At 58.6% G+C, this 23,594-nt stretch carries 17 protein-coding genes; 8 read left to right on the forward strand and 9 right to left on the reverse strand.

All coding sequences use genetic code 11. From position 1 onward, the window contains the following. The first annotated feature begins 426 nt into the window (after positions 1-426). Both NBG89_RS27580 and NBG89_RS27585 read left to right on the forward strand, forming a co-directional pair. On the forward strand, positions 427-1,023 hold the full coding sequence (locus tag NBG89_RS27580; RefSeq protein ID WP_431323453.1) for an ankyrin repeat domain-containing protein: 597 nt from the start codon (positions 427-429) through the stop codon (positions 1,021-1,023). 10 nt (positions 1,024-1,033) lie between these two features. Next, entirely contained in the window at positions 1,034-1,534 is a 501-nt protein-coding gene (locus tag NBG89_RS27585; protein WP_431323454.1) for a YHS domain-containing (seleno)protein, read from the forward strand. Between the two features lie 13 nt (positions 1,535-1,547). On the opposite strand, the gene NBG89_RS27590 is transcribed toward NBG89_RS27585, so the two are convergent. Together NBG89_RS27590 and NBG89_RS27595 are read right to left on the reverse strand one after the other, a co-directional pair. Then, positions 1,548-3,713 carry a tetratricopeptide repeat protein gene (locus NBG89_RS27590; RefSeq protein ID WP_431323455.1) on the reverse strand — a complete coding sequence of 722 codons (2,166 nt, stop codon included), beginning with the start codon at positions 3,711-3,713 and terminating at the stop codon, positions 1,548-1,550. Positions 3,714-5,031: 1,318 nt separating this feature from the next. Next, on the reverse strand, positions 5,032-5,223 hold the full coding sequence (locus tag NBG89_RS27595; RefSeq protein WP_431323456.1) for a DUF6494 family protein: 192 nt from the start codon (positions 5,221-5,223) through the stop codon (positions 5,032-5,034). Positions 5,224-5,321: 98 nt separating this feature from the next. Between NBG89_RS27595 and NBG89_RS27600 the strand changes: the two genes are divergently transcribed. Both NBG89_RS27600 and NBG89_RS27605 read left to right on the forward strand, forming a co-directional pair. After that, complete coding sequence (locus NBG89_RS27600; RefSeq protein WP_431323457.1) at positions 5,322-5,540, forward strand: hypothetical protein; 219 nt, start codon at positions 5,322-5,324, stop codon at positions 5,538-5,540. A 251-nt stretch (positions 5,541-5,791) separates the two neighbouring features. After that, positions 5,792-6,055, forward strand: coding sequence for a DUF982 domain-containing protein (locus NBG89_RS27605; protein WP_431323458.1), 264 nt, complete (start codon positions 5,792-5,794; stop codon positions 6,053-6,055). Positions 6,056-6,432: 377 nt separating this feature from the next. Here the strand turns inward: NBG89_RS27605 and NBG89_RS27610 are convergent, their stop codons facing one another. Together NBG89_RS27610 and NBG89_RS27615 are read right to left on the reverse strand one after the other, a co-directional pair. Next, positions 6,433-7,233, reverse strand: coding sequence for an FkbM family methyltransferase (locus NBG89_RS27610; protein ID WP_431323459.1), 801 nt, complete (start codon positions 7,231-7,233; stop codon positions 6,433-6,435). Positions 7,234-7,662: 429 nt separating this feature from the next. Further along, complete coding sequence (locus NBG89_RS27615; protein WP_431323460.1) at positions 7,663-8,742, reverse strand: glycosyltransferase family 4 protein; 1,080 nt, start codon at positions 8,740-8,742, stop codon at positions 7,663-7,665. Between the two features lie 748 nt (positions 8,743-9,490). Between NBG89_RS27615 and NBG89_RS27620 the strand changes: the two genes are divergently transcribed. Next, positions 9,491-11,458 carry a hydrolase gene (locus tag NBG89_RS27620; RefSeq protein ID WP_431323461.1) on the forward strand — a complete coding sequence of 656 codons (1,968 nt, stop codon included), beginning with the start codon at positions 9,491-9,493 and terminating at the stop codon, positions 11,456-11,458. Positions 11,459-11,610: 152 nt separating this feature from the next. Next, positions 11,611-13,050: an oligosaccharide flippase family protein gene (locus tag NBG89_RS27625; protein WP_431323462.1), complete on the forward strand. Its 1,440-nt coding sequence runs from the start codon at positions 11,611-11,613 to the stop codon at positions 13,048-13,050. Positions 13,051-13,071: 21 nt separating this feature from the next. Here the strand turns inward: NBG89_RS27625 and NBG89_RS27630 are convergent, their stop codons facing one another. From NBG89_RS27630 to NBG89_RS27645, 4 genes are all read right to left on the reverse strand, one after another. Further along, positions 13,072-14,106 (reverse strand): glycosyltransferase family 2 protein, encoded by a 1,035-nt coding sequence (locus tag NBG89_RS27630; protein ID WP_431323463.1) that lies wholly within the window; start codon positions 14,104-14,106, stop codon positions 13,072-13,074. Continuing rightward, positions 14,103-15,764: a Wzz/FepE/Etk N-terminal domain-containing protein gene (locus tag NBG89_RS27635; protein WP_431323464.1), complete on the reverse strand. Its 1,662-nt coding sequence runs from the start codon at positions 15,762-15,764 to the stop codon at positions 14,103-14,105. Before NBG89_RS27635 ends, NBG89_RS27630 begins: the two co-directional genes overlap by 4 nt. Further along, positions 15,761-17,788 (reverse strand): glycosyltransferase, encoded by a 2,028-nt coding sequence (locus NBG89_RS27640; RefSeq protein WP_431323465.1) that lies wholly within the window; start codon positions 17,786-17,788, stop codon positions 15,761-15,763. The genes NBG89_RS27635 and NBG89_RS27640 overlap by 4 nt, the downstream gene beginning before the upstream one ends. Before the next feature lie 190 nt (positions 17,789-17,978). After that, positions 17,979-18,683, reverse strand: a complete 705-nt coding sequence (locus NBG89_RS27645) for a sugar transferase (protein WP_431323466.1) — start codon at positions 18,681-18,683, stop codon at positions 17,979-17,981. 298 nt (positions 18,684-18,981) lie between these two features. Between NBG89_RS27645 and NBG89_RS27650 the strand changes: the two genes are divergently transcribed. Further along, on the forward strand, positions 18,982-20,052 hold the full coding sequence (locus NBG89_RS27650; RefSeq protein ID WP_431324570.1) for a glycosyltransferase: 1,071 nt from the start codon (positions 18,982-18,984) through the stop codon (positions 20,050-20,052). Positions 20,053-20,167: 115 nt separating this feature from the next. Next, positions 20,168-21,409, forward strand: coding sequence for a polysaccharide biosynthesis/export family protein (locus tag NBG89_RS27655; protein ID WP_431324571.1), 1,242 nt, complete (start codon positions 20,168-20,170; stop codon positions 21,407-21,409). A 636-nt stretch (positions 21,410-22,045) separates the two neighbouring features. On the opposite strand, the gene NBG89_RS27660 is transcribed toward NBG89_RS27655, so the two are convergent. Beyond that, positions 22,046-23,536 (reverse strand): hypothetical protein, encoded by a 1,491-nt coding sequence (locus NBG89_RS27660; RefSeq protein WP_431323467.1) that lies wholly within the window; start codon positions 23,534-23,536, stop codon positions 22,046-22,048. Positions 23,537-23,594 lie beyond the last annotated feature (58 nt).

The following is a 23,594-nucleotide window of genomic DNA, read 5'->3' on the forward strand; positions in this document are numbered from 1 at the left end:
CGCGGCTCGTTCTCGGTCGGGCTCCGACATCAACTGCTACGCAAGACCCGCCCGCTGAGCGAAAATCTGTCTCGCGATCCCGAGCTCAACCTCCAAGACGCGCGGAGGGCGGTCGGGTTCAGCGTGGCACCTGAAGACTACCTGCGGACGCGCCGCCGATTTTTACTCCTGAGTGCGGTGATTTCGTTCGCGGAGCCAATAGTCTGCGAAGAAATACGTGACATGAACGATCGAGCCGACGAAGTTCCTTGCGAGGGAAATGGTCCCCGAGCGTAGCGCCGCAACCGGCTGCAGTTGGTCCGAAGCTTGATCGATCAAGCGCTCGCGACAGTAGTTTTCAGCGTATCGCGTGGCCAAACGCGTTGGTGCTGACTATCCCAAATAAGGGTGCTGTGCTATTGTTGATTGAAACTCCGAGGTGAAGCTATGCGCCGGTTGCTTGCATCGGTAGCGTTGTTTTTGTCAGCGACAGTGACGGCCGCGGGCGATCCCTTGTTCGATGCCGTCTCAGCGGGAGACACCTTGGCGGTGAAGCAGTCTCTTGCCGCGGGCGCCGATGTCGACAGCCGCGCGAGAGACCAGGCGACACCACTTATCAATGCCGCGCTCGCAAATCAAACCGCCATAGTTGAGTTGCTGATCAACAAGCACGCCGACGTCATGGCTCGGAACGCTGGCGGCTTCACTGCGCTTCACGCTGCTGCGTACTCAGGAAGCATACCTATCAGTAAACTACTCCTCGATCACGGAGCGATTCTCGACGATGCGGCCAACAAAGCGGGTGTTACACCGCTCATGGTTGCTGGTGAGGAGAACCATGTCGCCCTTGCCGAGTTCTTGTTGGCTAAGGGAGCGGATATCGGCCACGTCGAGATTCATGGCTACACGCCGATTGCGAGAGCCATATGGAAAGGCAATTTTGATATCGTCCGGCTATTCAAACGGCATGGCGTGGCGTGTCCCCCGACCAGCGTGCTCCGAGGTGAAGATTTTTATACGAAATGCATGGAAATCCACGAGTGAAGAGGAGGCGATGATGCACTCTCGAAGCGGAACACAATGCATTCGGTTTATGGCGACGGTCGGCCTCGTCGCATGGGCTGTCGGTGGGTCGCCTGCGGCGGCAGACGACTCGGTGAACACAGGGTACTTCGGCGGGGTGGCCATCATGGGCTACGACACGGTCGCCTACTTCACCGAAGGCAAAGCGACAAAAGGCTCGGAAAAATACTCCTACGAGTGGCTCGGGACGCCCTGGCATTTCGCAAATTCAAAGCACCGTGAGATGTTCATGAGCGAACCGCTTAAGTACGCACCCCAGTACGGCGGGTACTGCACGGGCGAGGTGAGCGACGGCTCAGTCACGGTCAATGTTGATCCCGAAGCCTTCAAGATCATCGATGGCAAGCTGTACCTGATGTATGACAAAGCGGATGCGGAAGGATTTGCCACCAATCCGGCTGACATCGTTGCGAGGGCTGATGCCAAGTGGCCGAGGGTGGCCGCCGATCTCGAACTGGATCAGTATCACTAACCGCAAACGGCTTCTAATCGGCGGCCGAAAAGTAGAAGACCTTGGACGAGTTAACGTAGGTGAAGCCGGTTTCGTCGGTGGATTTCGTGTGCCTATAGACCGGCCCGCAATCGGGCTGGCCAAATGCATTTTCGCTTTGCTCGCAAAGGAGATCGCCTTTGACGGAAACCGTCTCGGTCATCATTTGGTTTGGCGAGCGGAACGCCGCCTTGCCGTCCAGCTGGATCTGCATGATCGCAGGGCCTTTAGAGGGTTCGGTCTTTCCCCGCAGAACTTTTCCTATGACCGTTGCCGCGATTTCGGCACCCGTCAGCCGAGCCTGCTCGTCTCCGTGGAAGCCGAACGGCCACTCCGGCAGGCCGGCCTCGCGCAGCGCGTCGAGTGTAAACGCCAAATCCTGACTGCGTAAGTTGGCATTTGCAAGCCGCCATCCCGCCAGGCACTCGCGCCCACCGCGAAGCCGTGCTGCCTCGGCCACGGTTGCACGGGCGTCATCGATGCGGCCCGCGCGGATATAGGCCATGGCCAGAGGAGTAACGAAGTCGCCGTTGTTCTCGGAACCGTCACGCGCCCGTTGGAAGCTGTCTGTCGCCCTCTCGTAGTCGTGTTGGAGAAAAAACACCATTCCAGCGGTATATCGATCGATGGCGGACGGGTTCGGGTCGTACTTCAGAGCCGTCCTGACAGCGGTGGCCGCGTCGGCGTGATTGCCCCAGACCAATTGAACATATGCGACCGCCATACGGGCCTCGGCATTGCCGGGGCCGAGCGCGACGGCCTTCTGCGCCGAGGCTATCGCCTGCTCGTAACGTCGGTCCACAGCCTGCATGATGGCGAGGACCGCATAGGGCGACGGAAGGTCGGGGTCGAGCGCAAGGGCGCGGCTTGCCTTGTCGTAGGCTCTCTTGCGCGCTGGCGCGCTCTGCAGGACGTCGTCATATGTCATGCGCCAGATGAATGAGCTGGCGTGCGCATCGGCCGCGAATGCTTCGGCAAACCTGCCGTCCAGCGCCTCCGCCTTGTCAAAGAGCGCCAATGCCTCCAGCATCCGGGAGCGACGGCCGGTTCGGGCGGCCTGCTCGGCACGAAGATAATAGTCATATGCTTCGAGATTGGAGGTCGGGGGACGTGCGATGCGTTCGGTCTCGCTACGTGTCAGTTTCAGTCCAAGAGCATCGGCGATCTGACGACCCATCTCGTCCTGCACAGCAAACACCTCGGACGCGCCCCGGTCAAATCGATTTGCCCAGAGATGGAGCCCGCTCGACGCATCGATTAGTTGCGCGTTGACACGGATCAGATCGCCGCTGCGCTGCACGCTGCCCTCGACGACGAACCGGACGCCGAGTGCACGACGTATCTCTTCCAGGACGTGGGGCTTGCCTTTGTAGACAAACACGGAGTTCTGAGAGATGACGTCAAGGTTCGAAAGCCTGGTGAGATCGGTAATCAGATCGTCGGTAATGCCGTCGGCGAAATAGTCCTGGGATTGATCTTCGCTCAAGTTGGCGAAGGGAAGTACGGCGATAGATGGGCGTTTCGGTGAAACCCATTGCCAGGCGACGAAAGCCCCTGCGGCCGCGATCAACAGCGCTGTGAGCGCTAAGAGCATGACACCTAGCGAGTGTGCCCGAGGGGCAAAGACGACTGTGCCGACCTTTGCTGGATCTAGCAGAACGCGATAGACGCGAACCGGGTCGGCAATGTTTTTCAGTCGCTGCTCGCCGAGGGCCACGTAGCCGACGTCGACCTTGTGCGCGACCTGGTCGAATGCGGTGCCGGATATGAAGATACCACCAGGCTCTGCAATTGCCTGTAGGCGGGCGGCTATGTTGACGCCATCGCCGTAGATGTCGTCGCCTTCGGCTATGATGTCCCCAAGATTGACGCCGATACGAAACTGAATGCGCATATCTTCCGGAACGCCATCGTCGCGCCCGGACATCTTCCGCTGGACCACGGCAGCACATTGGACCGCATCCACGACGCTGGGGAATTCGACGAGCGCGCCATCGCCCATGAGCTTGATGATCCGGCCGTGGTATTCTTCAACGGTAGAATCGATCAGCTCCCGGCGGCAGGCTTTCAGCCGCTCCAGCGTGCCGGCCTCGTCTAACCCCATGAGGCGGCTATAGCCGACCACGTCGGCCGAAAGTATAGCGGTGAGACGCCTCTCCATCCTCTGCCCACCCTCTTGATGCAGGGAGCCAAGTATACTACCACGCTGACAGCATGCAGGCACCGCAAGCTTGGTTTTTTACGGCAAACTTGGCCGGACAACGAGTAATGGCCGCAAAGGCGGGCCCAGCCTGATTGATCGGTCTTCCCGTCGTGATCTGAACCGAATCAGAAGCCGGAAAACGCTAGACTCTGGTGGTGAAAACCTGGGGCGGTTCACAGAAACGCTAACGATCAATCGCCGCCGATGATCTGATCGAGGGGAGGTCATATACGCGCCGGCGCCGATGATGCTGTCCGGCGAGTGCCGTTGGTACATCTCTGAGAGGGGCAGCGCTCTCAAACGCGAACGCGCCCACTGAATTCGAATCCGCGTGACCGGTACAGTATCGCGATGTTACCGGTCAAATGCCGGCGCGCTATTCACAAACGTTCCGGTACCGCACCACCCGGTGGCCATAGCGGTATCCGTAATATCTTTGTGTCCAGCACCGCTGGCCATAGCGGTAACCCGGGCCGTCATAGTCGTCATCGTATGCGTAGCGTGGCGGGTAACGATAGTATCGTGGTACTGGCCGGTCATCGTAGTAGCGAGGTCCCGCGCCGTACTCAAAGTAGATCTGAGAGAATGCCGGCGACGCTGACAACGCAGTCGCGAAGGCCAGCGCTGCGATAGCGAGTTTTTTCATGTCTCATTCCCATTCCGTTTTGCGCATAGTGATCCGCAATCCTGTGCCCCACGCCTCGGATCCTAATACGCCATTAGCATTGTTGCTGAACATTGGACCTAAGTCCGATCACTCCGGGACTTCGGCTCTGGTGCGTTCAGGACTTTGGTCCAACTGTCAAATTTGGCCGGGTCCTGCATAATTTGTGCTGTCCCAACCCCTCGGACACCGGAATGCTTCGGGCGCGCCGCTCGCGTGCACACCCCTCGGAGCTTTCCGGAACCCGGGTTGGGCCCTTAACGTAAATCATCGGCAGGCACACGCGATTGCGCTCCAAGCGAATCTGCAACGCGGCTCGCACTTTTGCGAGCTGAGATTTGTCCGACAGCCTGCGCCTTCCTGATCACCGCATTCGTTCGCATCAGGCTTGAGCGACATTCCGAAGCGGCCGTCACGGGCTTCGAGCGTAGGGTCCGCTCTATCGACAGCATACCGGACTGCCAGGTTATGGCCGATTATCTGCTCCGCGTCCTCGTTCAAAGTCTGTAGGTCACGAGCAGTTCGTCAGGCATCAACTTCACAACATCGAAGGCATCGGCGTGATCAACACGAGCTTCGCCCATGGCACCGTCAGACGCTCACCGCGTTGACCTAGGGCAGTTCGATCTCACCCTCCACCACGTGGTTAAGGCCAGTGTCCTCAGCCGTCAGCGTCATGCGGACCTTCAGCCTTTTGCCGCCGATCTGCCCGTCGCGCACCGTCTCCTCAATCTTGCGCTGCGAGGTCACACCGACTTCCTTCAGGAACTTGCGGATCGACATGTTGAAGGCGTCTTCGCTCATGGCAAACTCCTCTGCATGCGGAAGGGATTGTAATGGAAGGCATGTGGTCAGGGAAGCCGGATGGGCGGCCGGCGCAGAGACTGGTCGGAGGCGGCGTCGTGATGCTTGTGTTTTATCCTTTCGGCACTGCGATCGCCGCTTGCAGCTTCCAGCGTCGGGCTTCGGCCGGAGCGCTGTCGGCAACTTATGATGTTTGCGGTACATCTCTGCTCGCCACCGTACGCCGCGTCTGGGCCTCGAACATCGCGTTACGGAGCCTGCCCGTTGCGTTCGCCGCGCATTTGATCGTCTCGGAAATAGCCTTCGCTGTGATCTGAGGACTTATCGTGCAGGCTCATTGGCCAACCCCAGTGGAAGGGCGGTGGGTCGTCCCAAGCCGCGTATGCAGACGGAGGCCATATCCACTCGCAAGTCTGCGGGTGAGCACTGCTTAAGACTGTGAGACGACGCGGTGGGGCAGCGGGCAGACGGAGCGCCAAGGTCAGTTGGCCCAACTTGGGGTACCCTTTCGTCGGGAATGCTTCTTGCATGGTTACGGATCTCTAAAGCCGTAGCGAGGTGACGTGTAATGAATTGGCACAGAAGCGGAGATTTCATCCCTCTGATGCTTATGATGGGTGGGCCGGAAAAGTACAGGCTCATCACATCCCTTGGCGACGTTGCCGAGGCGCTGATTGCCGCGTGGCCAATCGACGATGGAGAGGACTATGTCGTGGCGGTTAAAGCTTGCCTGGACGCAATTCATGGAAATGCGTCGCCCCAAGATGCTCGCGCGGCACTCATATCAGCGGCAAGGGAGGCAGGTATTCCAGTGATTACTGTCGCGCACTGAGCTGTAGCGGCGTTTCTGTGGAGACCGGCGCGCCCGCGTCAGGTACTGGCGGGGCGCCGAACAGTCACACGGGGCGGGTCGACGTCTATCTGAGATGAGAACTTGACCACTCGAGCTTCACAACCCATGAACTTCTGACGATCACCGTCGCGCCGATGTTCGATCAACCTCGACGATCCGGTGCCTCCGCCTTGACTGCCCTTCACTTCCTGGGACCTGCGAGACGCTGAAGCATCGAAATATCGGGTTCGTATCGGAGAACCGCCAAGGCCGCGAAAAGCCGCACCTTCGACGCAATCATCAAGCGTCCTGCCGCCAAGACCAGCAAGCTTTAAGCCACCGGATGGACAAACCAGTCCCAATCTCCGCGTTCGCCTTCACGACGCCGGGGCGACGATTTCGTTTTTCCGTCCGTCGCGCCGCCTGGCAGATACGTACCAACCATCCCACTGCGAGAAATGTTCGAAGACGCGCAGATAGCCCCTGCTCTCCAACAATTTCTGCATCGCGGCCTCGGTCTTCGGATTGTTCTCGACTGAAATCAGTTCGAACGTGCGCTCAAAGCTGTATGCGGACAAAATATCGAGTTCACTGCCTTCCGTATCAATCGATAGATAATCCACCACGGCTGGCGCCCGGTACGCTTCAAGCAGATCGCCGAGCGAAATTGTCTCCACCTGTATCTGCTTTCCTTTCCTGCGCACCTCGGAGAAATGATCCCCTTGAGAGAAATCGGCAATTGAACTCAGCTCCGGGTCGATGTCGTCGGTGGCCAGGAAGGTGACCCTGTTGTGGGATTGCGATGAGACGCATCGATGGTCGATCGAAGCATTTCTGTTTGCGGCCAACTCCGCATGCCAAATGGGGTTGGGTTCGGCCAGGATACCCGTCCAGCCGAATTTCTTCTCGAGCAACCACGTGTTGCTGTTTTTCAGACCATTCGTCGAACCGAACTCGACGAAGAAACCATCTCGTTTTTCGGATAGCTCGTAGCAAACCCACAGGTCCTGTAAGATCTGTGCCCTCGACCACGCACGTCGCGACAAGCAATAACCGACAAACTTGAGGTCATCGTCCAATATGATGTCCGCGACCTCCGGCCTGTTGAGGCGAATTGCATTGAAAACCGCTTTCTGCAAATTCCTGTTGTGATGCAATCTGTTGAAAATGATCGCCATAGTCGAAAGTGCGAATTTTCTTGCGTCCAGCATTTGCCTATCCGTTTAAAGGTTGAGCGGCATCTTTGTCGCATGATCTTTGCACAGCAGCGAACCTGGTAGGGCTGGTCCCAGCGGTCGCTTGTCCGCATGACACACACTTTGCCTCGATCACGACGCGTCTGGCGCTTGAAAGTTCCACGAATGTCGTCGTGGCCACCAGTCTCTTCGAGCTTCTCGTAGAGGCAACTGCCAGTCGGCGGCGCCATGTTCCTCCCCTATCCCATCTTGGAAAGGATGTTGTTGAGGATGGCGGGCGCCCCGCGCGTCAATTCAAATTGGCTGACACAAAACGTGGCAATATTCCTGATTGCGACGTCCGCCGTTGCTTGGATTTCCTCCATGCCACGGTCGTTGCTTTCTGAGGACCGGCCAAAGGCCTGTCTCCCCTCAAAAAGCCTGCGTCTTCACTCGCCTTGGAGCAACCGCGGCCAAGTATACCTGTATCGTCTCACGAGCGACACGCTCGATCGTCAGATTCTCGATGCGCAGCTGGCTCTTGGCCTTCCACGCTGCGATCTGTTCGGGCATTCGCAACAGGTCGCAGATCGCATCTGCAAGCGATGACGGGTCTCGCGGTGGCACAAGAATTCCGGCTTCGCCGTACTCCAGCAGTTGCGGGATGCCATCGACCTCAGTGCCTATTATCGCGCAAGCCGCCTCGCGCGCCTCCGACAATACGAGCGGCGCGGGGTCGGCATGGGAAGGCAGGACGAAAATGTCGGCCGCCGCCATATGTGGATAGGGATCCCTCACCGACCCAAGGAAAGTGACAGCCCGCGCGCACGCGAGAGACGAAACCATTTCCTCGTAGGAGCCGCGAAATGGACCGTCGCCGACCACATAGAGATGCGCGGCAGGGAAGCTCTCATGGACGATATCGAAGGCATGAAACAAATCCGGGAGGCCCTTGCGGGGGTGGAGCCCACCGACAAAAAGTATGCTTGGCGATTTTAGCGCCGCCGGTTCCCCCGCGCGTGCTTCCAGCCGGCTCGAACCAATCGTACCGTTGAGGACAACGTGCAATTTCGAAGCGGGAATACCTCTCCGTTGCATTGAGGCCCCGACAGCGTCGCTGACTGCAATCACACGTGTTCCCAGTCCCATCAACGTCGCGCTCTTCTCGAATTCGTTGTGCACGGTTGTGACGAGAGGTATCCGCGCGATCCTGCAAATCGGGAATGCCAGGACAGCGCTGGTCATCATATGCGCATGGACTACCTCGGCCTTGAACTCGCGAATATGGCCATGCAGGCGAAAAGCGGCCTTGGCCAGGCTCGGGATGCTTCGCGTATGATCGACACGCACGGTGCGAACACCCTTGCTGTGCAAGAGCGGGTCAAAGTCCCCTCCTCCATTTGCGATGCAAACATCATGCCCGAGCGCGGCCTGAGCGCAGGCCAGATCCACCGCGGCATGAACATGGCCGTTCTGGCGCTGGGTATGGTTGAGGATATGCAGGATCCGCATCGTTGACCCCTTCTCCTATCCCTCTGCGCTCCGGCGGGCCAAGCTCACATCTCTGCTACACCGGGCGTCGACGGTTCCTCTCACGCGCCAAGATCCCCACCGACCCCGATTGCCGCCTCCAGCTTGTTCGCCGATACCCTCGCTCTTGACTGGACCATGGACCCATCCTGCCGTCCGATCGACTCGCTCCCGAACAATCGCAGCCTGGCAATCGCCTTGGCGGCGGTCCGGGCGGCAGCGTTGCTGTCGATCGGACCCATGTACCGTAAGAAGACCCGGGCGAAGATCACCGATGCAAAGATCCGGACCAGCTACCGGAACCGCAGAAAGAATGACGTGACGGATGGAGATGGGATAGGTGGCTATTTTGGCCTTGAGGTTGAGTCGCCCCCAGCTCGAAATGATCGGCACGTAAAGTGCCGACAGCTGCATCGCCTGATGGCTCGCGTCATCCATCGATTTCGCTCCACGTGCCCACTTAGCTGCGATGTGATAATAGTATCTATTTTCTTGTCAGTCGACGACGCAAAGCAATAGCTCAGTACATCATTATAATGTTTTCATAGTTTCAACACGATAGCCGCACCGTTGAAGACCAAGGATCCTTTTGCCTTGATATAAACTAAACGATGTCGTTACATACCTTGGCCCCACAGTCGCGGGCACAGCATTTTGTTCTGACGCGCACCAGGCTGCAGGCGCCTCTCTTGCGCGCGGGACCAGATTGATCGATGGCGAGGGGTATGCGGTGTTACGGCAAAACCTCGATCTTCTTTGCAGCCCATTGAACGGGATTGGCCTGATTTCCACCGACGTGTTCGACACGTTGCTGCTGCGTCGACTGAAATCACAGCGTTCGCGTATTATGGAAGCAGAGCGACGTTTCGCACGCCTGTTGAAGCAACAAGGTTTCCCTGCCAATGCCGAGGAACTGTGTCGCGTGAGATTGCTCGCCGAGAAGTTTGCATATCGAGCGTTGAACGTCGGCGGCGGTGGCGGAGAAGTTCGCCTGTTGGACATTGTCGCACGACAGCTGGCAATCCTTGGCCTGCCGCCGGAACTGTTGCACCGACGTATCGGCCTTGAGACAGACATCGAGAAGACGTCGCTGTCGGCCAACGGCCGGTTGGCAATCGCGCTGCGTCAACAGCGCCAGGCTGGCATCCGGATCATCGCCATCTCCGACACCTGCCTTCAAGCCAGCCAGCTTTGCGAATTGATCGACCACTTCCATGGCCCTGGCCTCATCGACGAGATCTATTCGAGTGCCGACGTTGGAGCGAGCAAGCGCTCCGGCCAACTGTTTTCTGCCGTCCTTCGTGCCGAAAACATTTCCCCCTCGGAAATGCTGCACATTGGAGACGACCAAATCGCCGATCAGGCGGTGCCTCGCAAGTTGGGAATCCATACCGTTCATATCCCCACGAGCCGCATCCGGCGCTATGTCATGCGCGCCGATGGCGCCCGTAGCGCGGCACTCAGAACCGTTCGCCGTCGGCTTGCGCTTTCACGTCCCGCGTTTTGTGCTGCCAATGATAGGAATTCATTCGGTCGCGAGGTTTTTGGACCGATCGCGGCGCAATTTTGCCTCTTTATCTGGCTCTACGCGACGCAGGCGCAGGCGCAGGGCGACTACGCGCTGGCCTTCTGCGCCCGCGGAGGCATTGGCATTCGCCAGGTGTTTGAAGCGCTCCTTGCAAGGTTGCAGCTGCCTCTCGAGATCCTACGCGAAAACATCCTCGTTTCGAGACTGGTTGCGGCACGCACCGCGCTGGAGACACGCAATCGCGCCGTTCTCGATGAGCTCGGCCGGGAGTTTGCCAAAAGCAGCTTTGCGCAGGTGGCGCATGCCATGGGTGGCGGTACATACGAGTTGCCGCCTGAATGGGATGCCACATTTGCACCGGCGCACTTCTTCGACATGTTGACAAGCCCTTGCGGCCTGCAGGTGCTTGACGACGTCGTGCGACAAAACCACCTCTTCAAGCGCCATCTCGATACGGTCTTTGGGCCCGCGAGGCGCATTATCCTTTGCGACACCGGGCTGTATGGCAGCACCCAGCGGTTGCTGGCGGCTGGCCTGCCGGAACGGCATTTCGAGACCATTCAGTTTGCCCGCTGCAATTACAAGAGATTAAGCGAGGACCATTTCCCCGATGTGACCGGATTGGTGGTTGAAGCCAACCTTTACAATCCGCTCAGGATTGAGACGGTTGTCCTTCGCTACTGGCACATCATAGAGAGCCTCTTCGAACCCGCGATTCCTTCGGTGCGCCACCTGAGGGAGCGCGAAGATGGCACAGTGTCTGGCAATGCCGGACCGATCGCTCACGATGTCATCGATGCCACGGCTGGCAACGACCTGCTTTCAGGTGTCCTGGACTATATCGCGTGTGTCGAGAGCGGCGGGCAGGTGATGCAGCAAGCCGACGTCGCTTGGTTGCGGCTGAAGCGAGCGATCACCAATCCCAGCGCCTTTGACATGGTGGCTCTCGGGGTTGGAGCGCGCTCGATCGACTTCGGCCGAAGCGAGAGCATTCACGTCTTGGCACAAACAGACCGAACAGGCCTTGCCACACGCCTGAAAACAACGAAGTCGCAGCTATGGCGAGAAGGGGCAATTGCACGCGACTTTCCTCACATAAAGTTCGCCCTGCTTCCTGCACTGGAAGTGGCACATATCGCGCGAGGAGTATCGGCACGTCTTTATCGTTGAGGACGGCTGAGAAGCAGTGGTGGGTCCTCGAGCGGCAGATTCAACGCCCGCCGGACTTAGGGCAAGACAGACGTCACAAAAGGGGGGAGTTCGCCGGGCTGTTACGCGCAGCCGTCCGCTCGCCGCGTCACCGCCGAGATTTGGGGTATGCGATGCTGGCATTCAAGGCAATGCAAGGCGCCGGATGGCTTGTCTTCTCACGCTTCGTGGGTCGTATCATCGACGTCTTCACATTGCTCGTTCTTGCGAGAATGCTCTCTCCGGCAGATTTCGGCCTGGCGGCCCTTGCAACCTCGTTCGTCGTCATCATCGATACGGTGCTGGAAATTCCGGTTACCCAGGCGCTTGTGCGCCTGCCAGCGATCGACAAGAGTCATCTCGATACCGGATTCACGATCGGACTTATCAGAAGTACCCTCATTGCAGTTATCGTTCTCGCAGCCGCCTGGCCGTATGCCTTCCTTAATCACGACGAGATGCTCCGGCCGCTCGTTGCCGTTCTCGCGCTTGGTCCGATCTCCAGAGGCTTTGCAAGCCCCGCCATGGTTCAGTTCGCACGTGAGCTCGGCTTCCGGCCGACGTTCATCCTGGAATTTTCCGGTAAGCTGTGCGCCAGCATCATTGCCACCCTCATTGTCCTTTCAGGTGGCGCTTACTGGGCACTCGTTGCCAATTTCGTCATCGCTTCGACTGCCTCCAGCATCGCCTCCTACGTGCTCGCCCCCTATCGGCCGGCGGTCTCCTTGAGCCGGCTGACGGATTTTGTCGGCTTTATCGGCTGGTTCAGTTCCGCCCAGTTGATCGCTGCACTGAACTGGCAATTTGATCGGTTTCTGATTGGATCGCTCGCAGATCGGTCGACGTTCGGACGATACGCCGTTGCCAGCGACGTCTCCGTTATGCCGACGCAAAGCATCATCGGACCCGCCTTGCAGCCGGTGATGGCAGCATTTGCCCAGATCGGTCATGACCGCGTACGAACCAGACTTGCCTTTCTCAAGGCTGCGCGTTTCGCCATGTTAATCTGCGTACCGCTTTGCATCGGCATGTCGTTGACTGCCGATCTCACGACCACGTTGCTGCTTGGACAAAAATGGAGCGAGGCAGCTCCTCTCCTGAGCCTGCTTGCACTTTCGGTGACGCCGATATCCTACTTCCAGACCCTCTATTCCGTAAGTCTCGCGCTCGACCGGCCAGACGTCGTCTTCCGCCTCAATGCGGTCGACCTTGGCATCAGGCTGCTACTGCTTCCACTCGGATTCTACCTCGGCTCGATCATGGGCGTAGGCGTCGCCAGGATTGTCCTGTCGTCCTTGATGTTCGCGTTCTACCTGGGCGCGACCCGAAGCCTTCTTGCCCTCGGCATTCAGGAACAATTGCGCAATCTGTGGAAAGTCGCATTTGCGTCAGCCGTAATGGCGATTTCGGTGCTGTTTCTTCGCGAAGGCCTTGCCGCACGGGACTTCCATCCCGTTGTCGAATTGGCGTTCGTTACCAGCATTGGCGCAACGGCCTATATCGGGACATTGCTCCTTCTTGGCATCAGGTTGATTGCCGGACGGGGGCACTTCGATCTCGTCGACAAAAGTTGAGCTCGCGCTACAATCTGACCTTCAAAGCAGCGAACGCATCAGGCCGCTTATCGAATGCTGGTTGGCATTCAGCCGGTACGAGAGCCCCCGTTGGGCGCGTCCATTCGGCAGGATCGCCGTCAGTATCAAGAAGCCCGCGAGCGCTGCCCTGGTTTTGACCGGTTGGTCGTTTTCCCAGACACGTTGGAGGAGACGCGCCAGGCTTTTGATCGGAACCGGCCGGCCCTCTGCGACAGCCAGGTAGAACGATCGCTCCAGATAGAAATGCGTATCTTCGGCCGGTGCAAGACGGTTTGCCAGTGCCATCGGCTCCAGAATTCTGCGCAAGTGATCCATCCGGGCCAAAAAACGGATCAGCTCGCAGCGCAGCACTTTGGCGTCAAGAGGGCGGCCGAGACCCGACTTGTTCCGGTCGTGGATCCTGTAGCGACCGAGTGCTCCCGACAGGCTGACAACATCGCCAAGGAAAGGCACGGCAAAGAGAATGACGCCATCGACGGCGCTATCATAGTCGGCCTCCTCGAGAAAGCGGCAGGCGTCGCGGCGAAAGACATTTCCCGAGGTAGGCGGGGAAGCATAGGTACCGGTTTTCAAGACGCGCAAGGCGAGTGCCCTATGATCGCGAAAGGCTCTCAGTTTCGGAACCGGCGGTCCAATGACCGCACCATCGCGATCGATCCGTTCGAGGGGAAATTGGAGCTTTGCGACACGCTCGTCGAGTTTTGAGAGGATGATGGCCAGAGACCCAGGACGCAACTCGTCGTCGGCGTCGAGAAAAAGCACAAACGGCGCCCGCGTCTTGCTCAGACCATAAAGACAGGCAGCCCGTTGACCACTGTTCTTGATCCGGTATGCGCGGACGCCATGTTCCTTAATCACGCTCCAGGAGGAGTCGGTCGATCCGTCGTCGACGACAATCAATTCACACTCATTGCACTCCTGATCAAGGACGCTCCTGATTGCGAGTGATACATAGTCGGCGTAATTCCAGCATGTGATTATGACCGCAAGCCGCGGTACCGCCGCGGCCTCGTCGGTCAAGCCGGGCCAGGTCATGACCGCGCCCTGTTGACGACGGTCCCGATCACATTTGCGCCTGCCCGGCGCAGCAGCCGAATGCAGTCTACGACTTCATCGATCGTCGTCTCGCCGGCCAACGCCAACACGATTACGGCGTCAGCAAAGCTTGCCAGAGCCAGAGCGTCCATTGAACTGTCGAGAGGTGGCAGGTCGAGGACCACATCACCCCTTTGCTGCGCGGCATCGATGATCTGCTGAACTCTTGCATCGCGGAAATCGGCAAAGAGGTTTGTGTCGGCGTCCCTCGAGTGGATCGGCAGAACGGAAACCAAACCCACATGATCGAAAGACAGCTGACTGAAGAGCACGTTCGCGAAAGCCGCACCGGCCAGCGACGTCGTTGGTGGGACCGAACCGTCCAGCGCCCTTGGAACCTCGCGCGTTGCCGCCGCCTGGAAGAGCGTGACGCCCCGACCACTGCGGCTCATCAACTGGGCGAGAGCGGTGGACAGTGTGGTAACACCGGTCTTTTCGGACCAGGAGACGACCGCCACAGCCATGCTGCGGTCGTTGCGAAGGCTTGTACACGCAATCTCGATTGACGTACGAAGGTCGTGAACCGCTGCAACAAAGCGTTGTTGGCGGGGGGTGTCGACGCGCCACGGCACTGCATTGGCGCCAGGGACATCGGGAACCGAACCGAGGCAAAGTATTCCCGCATCACGCGATAGATCCTTGGCGTCCCGCACTTTCCGGTCGAGCGCGAGATTGACCGCGATGAGACCCAGGCCGCCGAACAGTCCCAGCAGGCCGCCAAGCGCCAAAATCAGGGATTTACGCGGGCCGGAAGGGCTTACCGGCGGAAGCGCTGCACCAATCACCCTGGCGTCCGCGTCTGGTATGGGGATGGCCGGCAGGGCCCCTGCATGCATACCCTCGCGAGCTGCGTCGACCTGCATTGCAAGCGCATCCAGACGCCCCTGCAATGCGTCCGTCCCGGCCCGCGCAGTTTGCTCCTTGAAGGACACGGCCTGAAACAAGTAGCCCGACACGATGCCATTGGCGACACGCGCGGGCAGAGCCGGGTCGGCGGCGGAGTAGCCGATTTCGATGACAAAGGACTGTCCAACGCGCCGCACATCAAGGCGTCGCACGAAGTTCAAGAAGGCGGCGCGCTCGGCATCGTCCGGAAGATCCGCAGCTTGTCTCGACGCTTGCTGCACCTTGCCGGTCTCCAGTCCATCGGCCGGCAATAACATTCGAACAAACGACAGGATGGGGTAGAGCGGACCAGGCGGACGTGGGCCAAGTTCCGGCGTATCCTTCAAATCGAGGCTGTCGAACACCGCTGAAAGCAGCCGCTCTGATTTGATGGTTTGCAACTCGCTGTCCACACGAGCGCTATCCAGGGTCTGCTGAGCCCCCCATTCCTGGCCCGAAGCAGCCGATTGGCGTGGCTCAAACAGCAGGGTTGCCATGGCATCGTATGTCGGCGGCAGCGATCGGGCATAAAGGCCGGCCAGCAAGAAGCCGGCAAGCATACACACCAAGAGTGGCATCTTGTAGTGATAGCCGAGGGCAATCAGACGGCGAAGCAAGGCGATCGGGCCATCCTCGCTGGCTTCGGATTGGACCTCGTTCAGCCGGAAGATCCGGGCTGTCGGATCCAGGGGCCTCGGGTTATTGAACATCATTGTGCCTCATGCCTTTGTTCGCGAAGTCTGATCGATTTTCCCGATGAGATGGCTGCCGCCCGTTCCGGCTCCAGTCGCCCCCTCAAGATGTCCGCGATCGCAAGAAGATTGCCTTTGGCGCGTCCCTTCCGGTCGATGAAGGGCTCCGACCAGACCGCTCGTGCAAAGTTGCTTGCCGTGTTGCGCAAGATGTGGTCGGCGACATTGGCGAGGGTCATCGTGCCCTTGCTCATCATGTAGAGCGGATTGACAACCTGCGAGTAGCCGAGCCGCTCGCCGCTAACCCTGGCATCCTTGGCGCCCATATGAGCACCATAGGCAAGCGACCACTTGATCAGGCGGCCGCCTCCCTTCGCAAGGGTCGCCGCGAAATCACGATCTTCAAGCCAGCCGTAGAGTACCAGCCGCTCATCGAACCGTATCTCCCTGATGGCCGAAACACGGAAGGCCATGTTGCAGCCGTAAGGACTGAAGGGCTCCGTCCATCGTGGTGTCTGCATTCGGGCCTCCGCGACGAGACGCACGGCCTCGTCAAAGGCAATCCCTGGTCCCTTGATGCCATCGGCAACGACCTCACCCGTCAAGGCGACCACTTGGCTCTCGTCGCAAAAAACCTGTGCCGCCTGCGCCAACCAGTTTGCGTCGGCGACGAAATCGTCATCAAAGAATGCCACGATCTCAATGCCTGGCCCAAGGCTTGCGAGGCCTGTATTGCGCTGGGCTGCAAGGCCTGGCGGGCCGGTCACGACCGTGACGCCGCAAAGTGTGGCAAGATCGCCGGCATCGGCAAGCTCAACGCATGACACAATGACGGAGGCAGGTTTCAGGCTTTGCGTCGCCACGAAATGACGCACTGTGGCCGAGACGATTTCGGGTCGACCGCGTGTGGCAAATATAACGGCAAGCTTTGGCGTCTGTCCCCTTGTCGGCGCGAAAATTGCCAGATCCGCGCCGGGCTGTTTCAAGAGCTCCAGATATCCGCTGGCAGTCTGCTTCCACGAAAATCGTTTAACCTGTTCAAGGCCGCGTCCCGCCAGGTCGTCGCGACGGTCTTTCGATTGTGCAATCTGCTGAATGAGATGAACCCAGGCCTCGGGCTCGAATGGCGTGACCAGGGCCGCAGCATCACCGCAGACCTCCGGCATACTTGCGCAATTGGATGATACGACAGGACATCCCCGCGCCATCGCCTCAATGATCGGAAGGCCGAAGCCCTCCGTCAGCGAGGGAAATGCCAGACACAAGGCATTGTCGAGGAAAAAGGCAAGATCGTCGTCCGATACTCTGCCGACAACGTAGACATTCGGTCGGTCTTCGAGGGCTTCTGACGTGAAGATGCCATCCCCACCGCCGGCAACAATGATATCGATGCCTAGCTCATCGAGCCGCGGGGCGATAGTGATCAGCAAGGCAAGGTTCTTGTGGCGCGCCCGGGATCCAAGAGCGAGTACGAAAGGGCGTTCTCCATTGCGAGAGGCAAATAGAGCCGGTGCTGCGCTCGCCAGCGCCGGGTTCCAACGCAGTGCATGCTCGTGGCCGTTGGGCAAGACGGCAATATCCTTGAACGGAACCGGCAGATGGCGGGCGATCTGACGCGCCGCCGCATGCGAGACTGTCGCAATTCGAGCTGAGCGACGGGCCAGGATAGGCTGGAGGTTTTGATAGACAGCCCGAAATGTGGCGCTATAGCTGTCTGGTGCCGCAAAGATGTTGGCGTCATGGATACAGACGATCTGATCGCGCAGGATGGCCGGTGCGGTGTTGCACAGGTTCAAAAGCCGTCGGCCCCTGGCATAGTAAGGCAGCTCAAGCTGCTCCCAGGCGTGTCCAGTCCCGCGGCCCGCCCTGACAACGGCCAACCGCAAGAATTCCGGATCCTTTGCAGTTCTCGGCATCAGGATGCTCGTTTCACCGGACGCAACAGACTGGTCGAGAGCATATAGGATGTTGCAGGCGTAGCGCTGTACGCCAGTTACCGTCTGCGCGAGGAAGCGGCCGTTGGTGACTGTCGCGGCATCGCTCATGGCAACACGCCGCACCACGCACGACCTTGATGAGGGTATCGCACCAGCACCTCCAACACTAGTACCTGCATCCGGGCGAGGCGCTGCGCACGAAGGCATCGCAGACAGCGCACGATCACGCTCGGGCAATCGAAGCACGTTGAAAGGATTGAGGCCACCAGGGCACGGGTCGCCGCCCGCGCGGTGGGTCTCAGTAACAGCCGCGCGAGCGCAAAATTGCCGGGATGGTCTTGATCATGATCGCCAGATCTCCGCCGAGCGTGTTTTCCCGTACGTAGCGGACATCAAGTTGCACCCGTTCGTGATAGCTGATGTCGCTGCGACCGCTAACCTGCCACAGCCCGGTAAGACCGGGGCGAACCTTGATGTAGTCGGCAAAGTGGACGCCATAGAGCTCAACTTCGCTTGCGACGATCGGGCGGGGACCGACGAGGCTCATACGCCCCAGAACCACGTTCAGCAATTGGGGTATTTCATCGATGCTACTCTTTCGAAGCAAGGCACCAAAGGGCGTGATGCGGGGATCGTGCCTCAGCTTGCGGGTGGCGTTCCACTCTTGTTCAAGATGCGGATTGTTCGCGAGATGGCGCGCAAGCACTTTATCGGCATCCTTGACCATGGTCCGGAACTTCAGGCAGCCAAATGGTGCACCGTTCTTGCCGATCCGCCGATGCGCGATGAAAATCGGCCGGCCCTGCAATGCGAGCAAGATGGCCATGACCATCAGGATCATTGGCGATAGCACAAGCAGTCCGATAGCGGCAAAGCTGGCATCGATGGCATACTTGCATGCGGCCGAAGCCCCGTTCTTCACCGCATCGGTCTTGCGCGAGCCCGCCCCGCGATTCGTCTTAGAGAACCTGTCGAAACTTCGGCTGAGATCAATTTGCCGCATCTGCGTACTCCCCACGTAACAACAAGTCTGGGACATGCAGAAATGCCAGATTGGCATGCATAGGGAAGTTAACAAGGATTAAACGAATTGACAATAATTTTATGGCATTGCAGTATATAACGTTACCAGCGGGGATAAACGGCGGAACTTCGATAAAAATACTGTCTTATTCCACGAATCAATCCATTTTTATTTTCGATATAAACACTTAGACGAATTGCGCCCCGCAGCAAATCGATTGTGGCAAATCGTGGAGCATAGCGTGAGGGTTGCAATCATCCACTACTGGCTCGTGCGGATGCGGGGTGGCGAGAAGGTCCTCGAAGCGCTTTGCGACATCTTCCCAAACGCCGACATATACACACATGTGTGCGACGTCTCAGCCATTTCGGACAAGCTGAAGACCCATAAGATCGAGACCACCTTCATCGCCGCACTGCCCTATGCCAGAAAGATGTACAAGAAATATCTGCCGCTGATGCCAATGGCACTCGAGCAGATCGATCTTGGCGCCTACGACCTTGTGATCAGCAGCGAGGCAGGCCCGGCAAAAGGCATCATCCCGACCTGCCCTGCCGTGCACGTGTGCTATTGCCATTCGCCGATGCGCTACATCTGGAACATGTACCACAGATATTATGACAGTTCCGGCCTCATGACGCGCCTGATGATGCCGCCCCTGGCGCACTATCTGAGGACCTGGGATGTCGCAACGGCCAATCGGGTCGATGATTTTGTCGCCAACTCGTGGACCGTCGCCCAGCGTATCAAGCGCTATTATCGGCGTGACGCCTCGGTCATCCATCCGCCGGTCGACACGGCTGCCTTCGCTCCGGTTTTACCCTGCGAGATCGGCGACTATCACCTGATGGTCGGCGAACTCGTCGCTTACAAGAGACCGGATCTGGCAGTGGAGGCCTTTAACCGCCTGAAGGCCAAGCTCGTCATCATCGGCGGCGGCGAAATGCTGGAGCGGCTTCGGCGGATCGCAGGTCCCACCGTGACAATCCTGGGTTCGCAGCCATTCGACGTTCTCAAGCATCACTATGCGCGCTGCAAGGCGCTGGTGTTTCCAGGTGAGGAAGATTTCGGGATCGTCCCGGTCGAAGCAATGGCCAGCGGCCGACCGGTTATCGCGTTTGGGCGTGGGGGCGCAACCGAAACCGTCATTGCCAACAAGACGGGCATCTTCTTCGCCAATCAGACGGTGGAAGACCTGATTGATGCGGTGGAACGGAGCGAGCGATTGGATTTCGATCCCGCAGATGCCGTCTCACGCGCTGCAGACTTTCGCCGCGAAGTCTTCATTGGTCGCTTCCGCGCCTTTGTCGAGCGGGCGACCGGCACCGAGCTTGCGCTTCGCGCCTGACGGCCGAAATGCCCGAGGATCCGAATAGCAGCGTTACGGAGTTAAGACGATGCGAAGCCCATGTCCGGGACGGTTTGACGAAATTTTCAGGGTGCTCAGACCATTTGTCCGTTGGATGACTGCGGCATGCCTGATCTTTTCTGCCAACACGGCAATGGCTGACGACTACATTCTCGGACCGCAGGACGTATTGAAGATACGCGTTTTCGAATGGCGGCCAAGCACGGCAACGGCGTTCGAATGGGTACCGCTGACGGGTGACTTTTCCATCTCATCGGCCGGAAATCTCTCCCTCCCGATCATCGGCACCATGCCGGCCGCAGGCAAGACGCTCGAGCAGCTGTCTGCGATGATTGGCGAGAGGCTCCAAAATCAGGTCGGATTACAGAAGCGTCCCAACGCGGCCGTGGAAATTGCTTCCTATCGGCCATTCTTTGTCACCGGCATGGTTGCCACTCCCGGCAAGTACAACTTCAGCCCGGGATTGACCGTCGAGCAGGCGCTCAGCATGGCCGGCGGCATCGGACGGGTTGACGCGAACCTCATTGAATTGCAACGCGAGGCCTTGTCTGGGCGCGGCGACCTCAGGGCATTGGAGGCAGAGCGCCTTGAACTCGTTGCACGTCAGGCACGCATCGATGCAATCCTCACCAATGCCGCAAACGTCACCTTTCCTTCGGAACTCGTATCTCAACAGGGTCAGCCGCGAATTGCCAGGATGATGAAAGACGAGCAGGCGCTCTTTGAGATGCGCGCCCATTCCATGGACGCGGAGATCGATGCGCTCAATCGGGCAAAATTGCTTGCGGTCAGCCAGATCGATGCGCTGAAAGCGAAGGCCGCCTCGCTCGCAAAACAGATTGAACTCGCCAACAAGGATGTTGGATCCGTCAACAAGCTGGTATCGCAAGGGCTTAGCGTATCAGCTCGCCAACTGGGGTCCAGTCAAAACCTCGCCGACCTCGAAAGCCGCAACCTCGATGTCTCGCTCGCCATTTTGAAGACGCAGCAGGACATGACCAAGGTCGACCAGGATATCGGGGATGTCCGCAACCGCTATCGGATCGATGCGCTGACCGAAGCCGCCCAGCTGCGTGACCGCTTTGCCTCCAACGCCGAGAAAATCGCGACCGAGCGTGATCTCTTGAGAAACCTCGAGGTGCGAGCCCCTGCCGCGATCGCTGCTTTGGAAGAAGACAAGGACAGCTACGGCTTTGTAACGACGATCAACCGCGTCGTCGACGGCAGCGCTGAAAGTCTGATTGCCAACGACAACGACCCGGTATCCCCCGGCGACGTCCTGCGCGTCGAACGACGTGAGCGCCCTCGCCCTGCGGTCAGCGTTAGCAGCAATTGAAAGGTTCTCAGGACCTGGGTCATCGTCGCGTCGTACGTGCCAGCGAAATAAGGCGACCTCAATTCAGACTTGCATCCGCCGCGCTGATGTCAGATGATAACGTTGGCAGGAATGGGGTCGGAGCAACCATATGGCGTGGGCGCTTCTCATCTTATTTGCGATCGGCGCTGCATGCGCACTGCGCGTGCCAATCCTCATTGTTACGCTAATCGTGGTTGTTGTGATGATTGCCTATGCACTCGCGAGCTATTCCAGCGGGAGTACTTTCCTATACGCGATTGGATGGGGATTGCTCTTTGCCGGCGCACTCGAGACTGGCTACCTCTTTACGCATGGTGTCCTTCATTTCCTCTATGTGCGGCGCGCTGGCAGTGAGCGTAGGTCTCGCGAAGTTCGATCCAGGTATTCTGCCGATTAAGCAGCCGCTTGGCTGATGTCCCTGCTGCAACCGATGGTAAGTCTTGAGGTGCGGCTGACCGTGTGTTTTTCGGCTCTGCCACCCCAGACAGTTGTTCGCCGCCCAAAGAAGAACGAGACGACGCTCAGATGCGCCGAAGCTTTTTTAGCGCGACCTGTCTGCAAATCCTCATCCGCGGCCTGTCAGGCGCCAGCCATGGTCGCGCCGCGTTCGCATGTTTAAGGCCGCCAAGGCTGATCGTTTGCGTCTTCAGACTGTCGGCTTGGGGTCGGTAGCCGCGGCCCGAAGGCCTTTTGACGACGAGCCGACTTACCGGATCCTCCTCGTAGAGACTGGAGTGGGATGGGCAAGCGGGCGTGGCCGGGATTGCAACTTGCCAGGCCGGCGAGAATGAAAAACTGCAAACCAAGATCAACCGTGGGGCCTGCCACGCATGCTCCCACAAAAAGGCATAGGCATCCATTGCGCGAGGCGAGCCTCACGTCGGACGCAAAGGTTCGCGCCGAGCCAGGCAGCCGCATGAGGGCCGACAACATGAACAGCAGGAAAAAGACCGCACCCGGGACGCCCACATTGGACAATACGGCAATTGGGAAGCTCGAGGTCCGGGCAGTGCCCAGTCCGACGCCAAGTCCTGACGAATCCCAAAAGTTCTGCAATCCGTAAGTGTTCCAGGATCCTCGTTCCGTCGCCGAAGTCGACGTCGCCTTGTTCAGGACCAGGACATCGACGTAATCGCGAATGTCCTGGTAAAGGTCGTTATGAATGATCACAAAGAGTGTAATGGCCACCACGATCGCTGGGGCAAGCAACACGAAGGCGGTGGCGTGGCGGCTTGCGTGGGCGACACCAGACCGGAAGATTGCTGTCCAATAAAGGATCGCCAGGCAGAACGGTGTTGCGACAAGCCCGGTGGTAGACGTCGACAGAACGATCAGAACCAGCGACGCCAAGGCAAGCGGGCCTGCCCAACTGCCCTTTCTCGCACAGAGCCACAATGTCCCCGTAAAGCCGAGTGCGCCAAGGGTCGTCCCCGCGAAAGCAGACGCCTCCGGGAATGAACCAACGATACGCTTCATACCGTTGACGCTTTCATTTTCATGGAATGTGTACTGGGCATTGCGCATGAATTCGAGCAGCGCCTCGGTCCCCGTCGCGTTCGTTGCCAGGTCGAGCAAGGCAAACAGCACGTTAAGCGCTGCATAGGCGATAAGCCCGTTGACGAGGGCATTGAAGCCCGTTCGTGTCGAACCGACCGCGGCGATCATCAAGAAACAGATAAGGTCCGCGATCAGATAAATCGTCTGCGTGAAATTGCTGGAGACAGGCCCGAGGGGAACCGCGCCGCTGGTCGACGGGTATTCAGATATGCCGAGTGGAATGATCAAGCTTTGTCCCGCAAGCAGTCTTGGCAGGAAATAGGCCGTCGCTGCTCCGTAAACGACAAGGCACGCCAGCCAAAAGCCGGCTTTGCCGAAACCGAGCATTCTCAAGGCAATCTTGGAACGCCCTCGAGTGGTCAGGGTTGCCACGACCAGAAAGAGCAAGAACAGGTGAGCGGGTGGAATACTTGCCGAACCGGCGATCACCGCCGCAGCCGAGCCGAATATGGTCAAGACGACGAAGATCATCGCGGTTGACGCAGATCCGAGTGCGAGGCCAAGAAGGCCCAGCGCCAGAGTGAATATTCCTATTGGCTCAACGCTCATCCTCTCTTACCGGATATTGCCGACCCTGAAATGCAATCCGTCGTCGGTAGACGCAGTC

This window comes from Rhizobium sp. YTU87027 (assembly GCF_050644135.1).
Classification (GTDB): Bacteria; Pseudomonadota; Alphaproteobacteria; order Rhizobiales; family Rhizobiaceae; genus Rhizobium.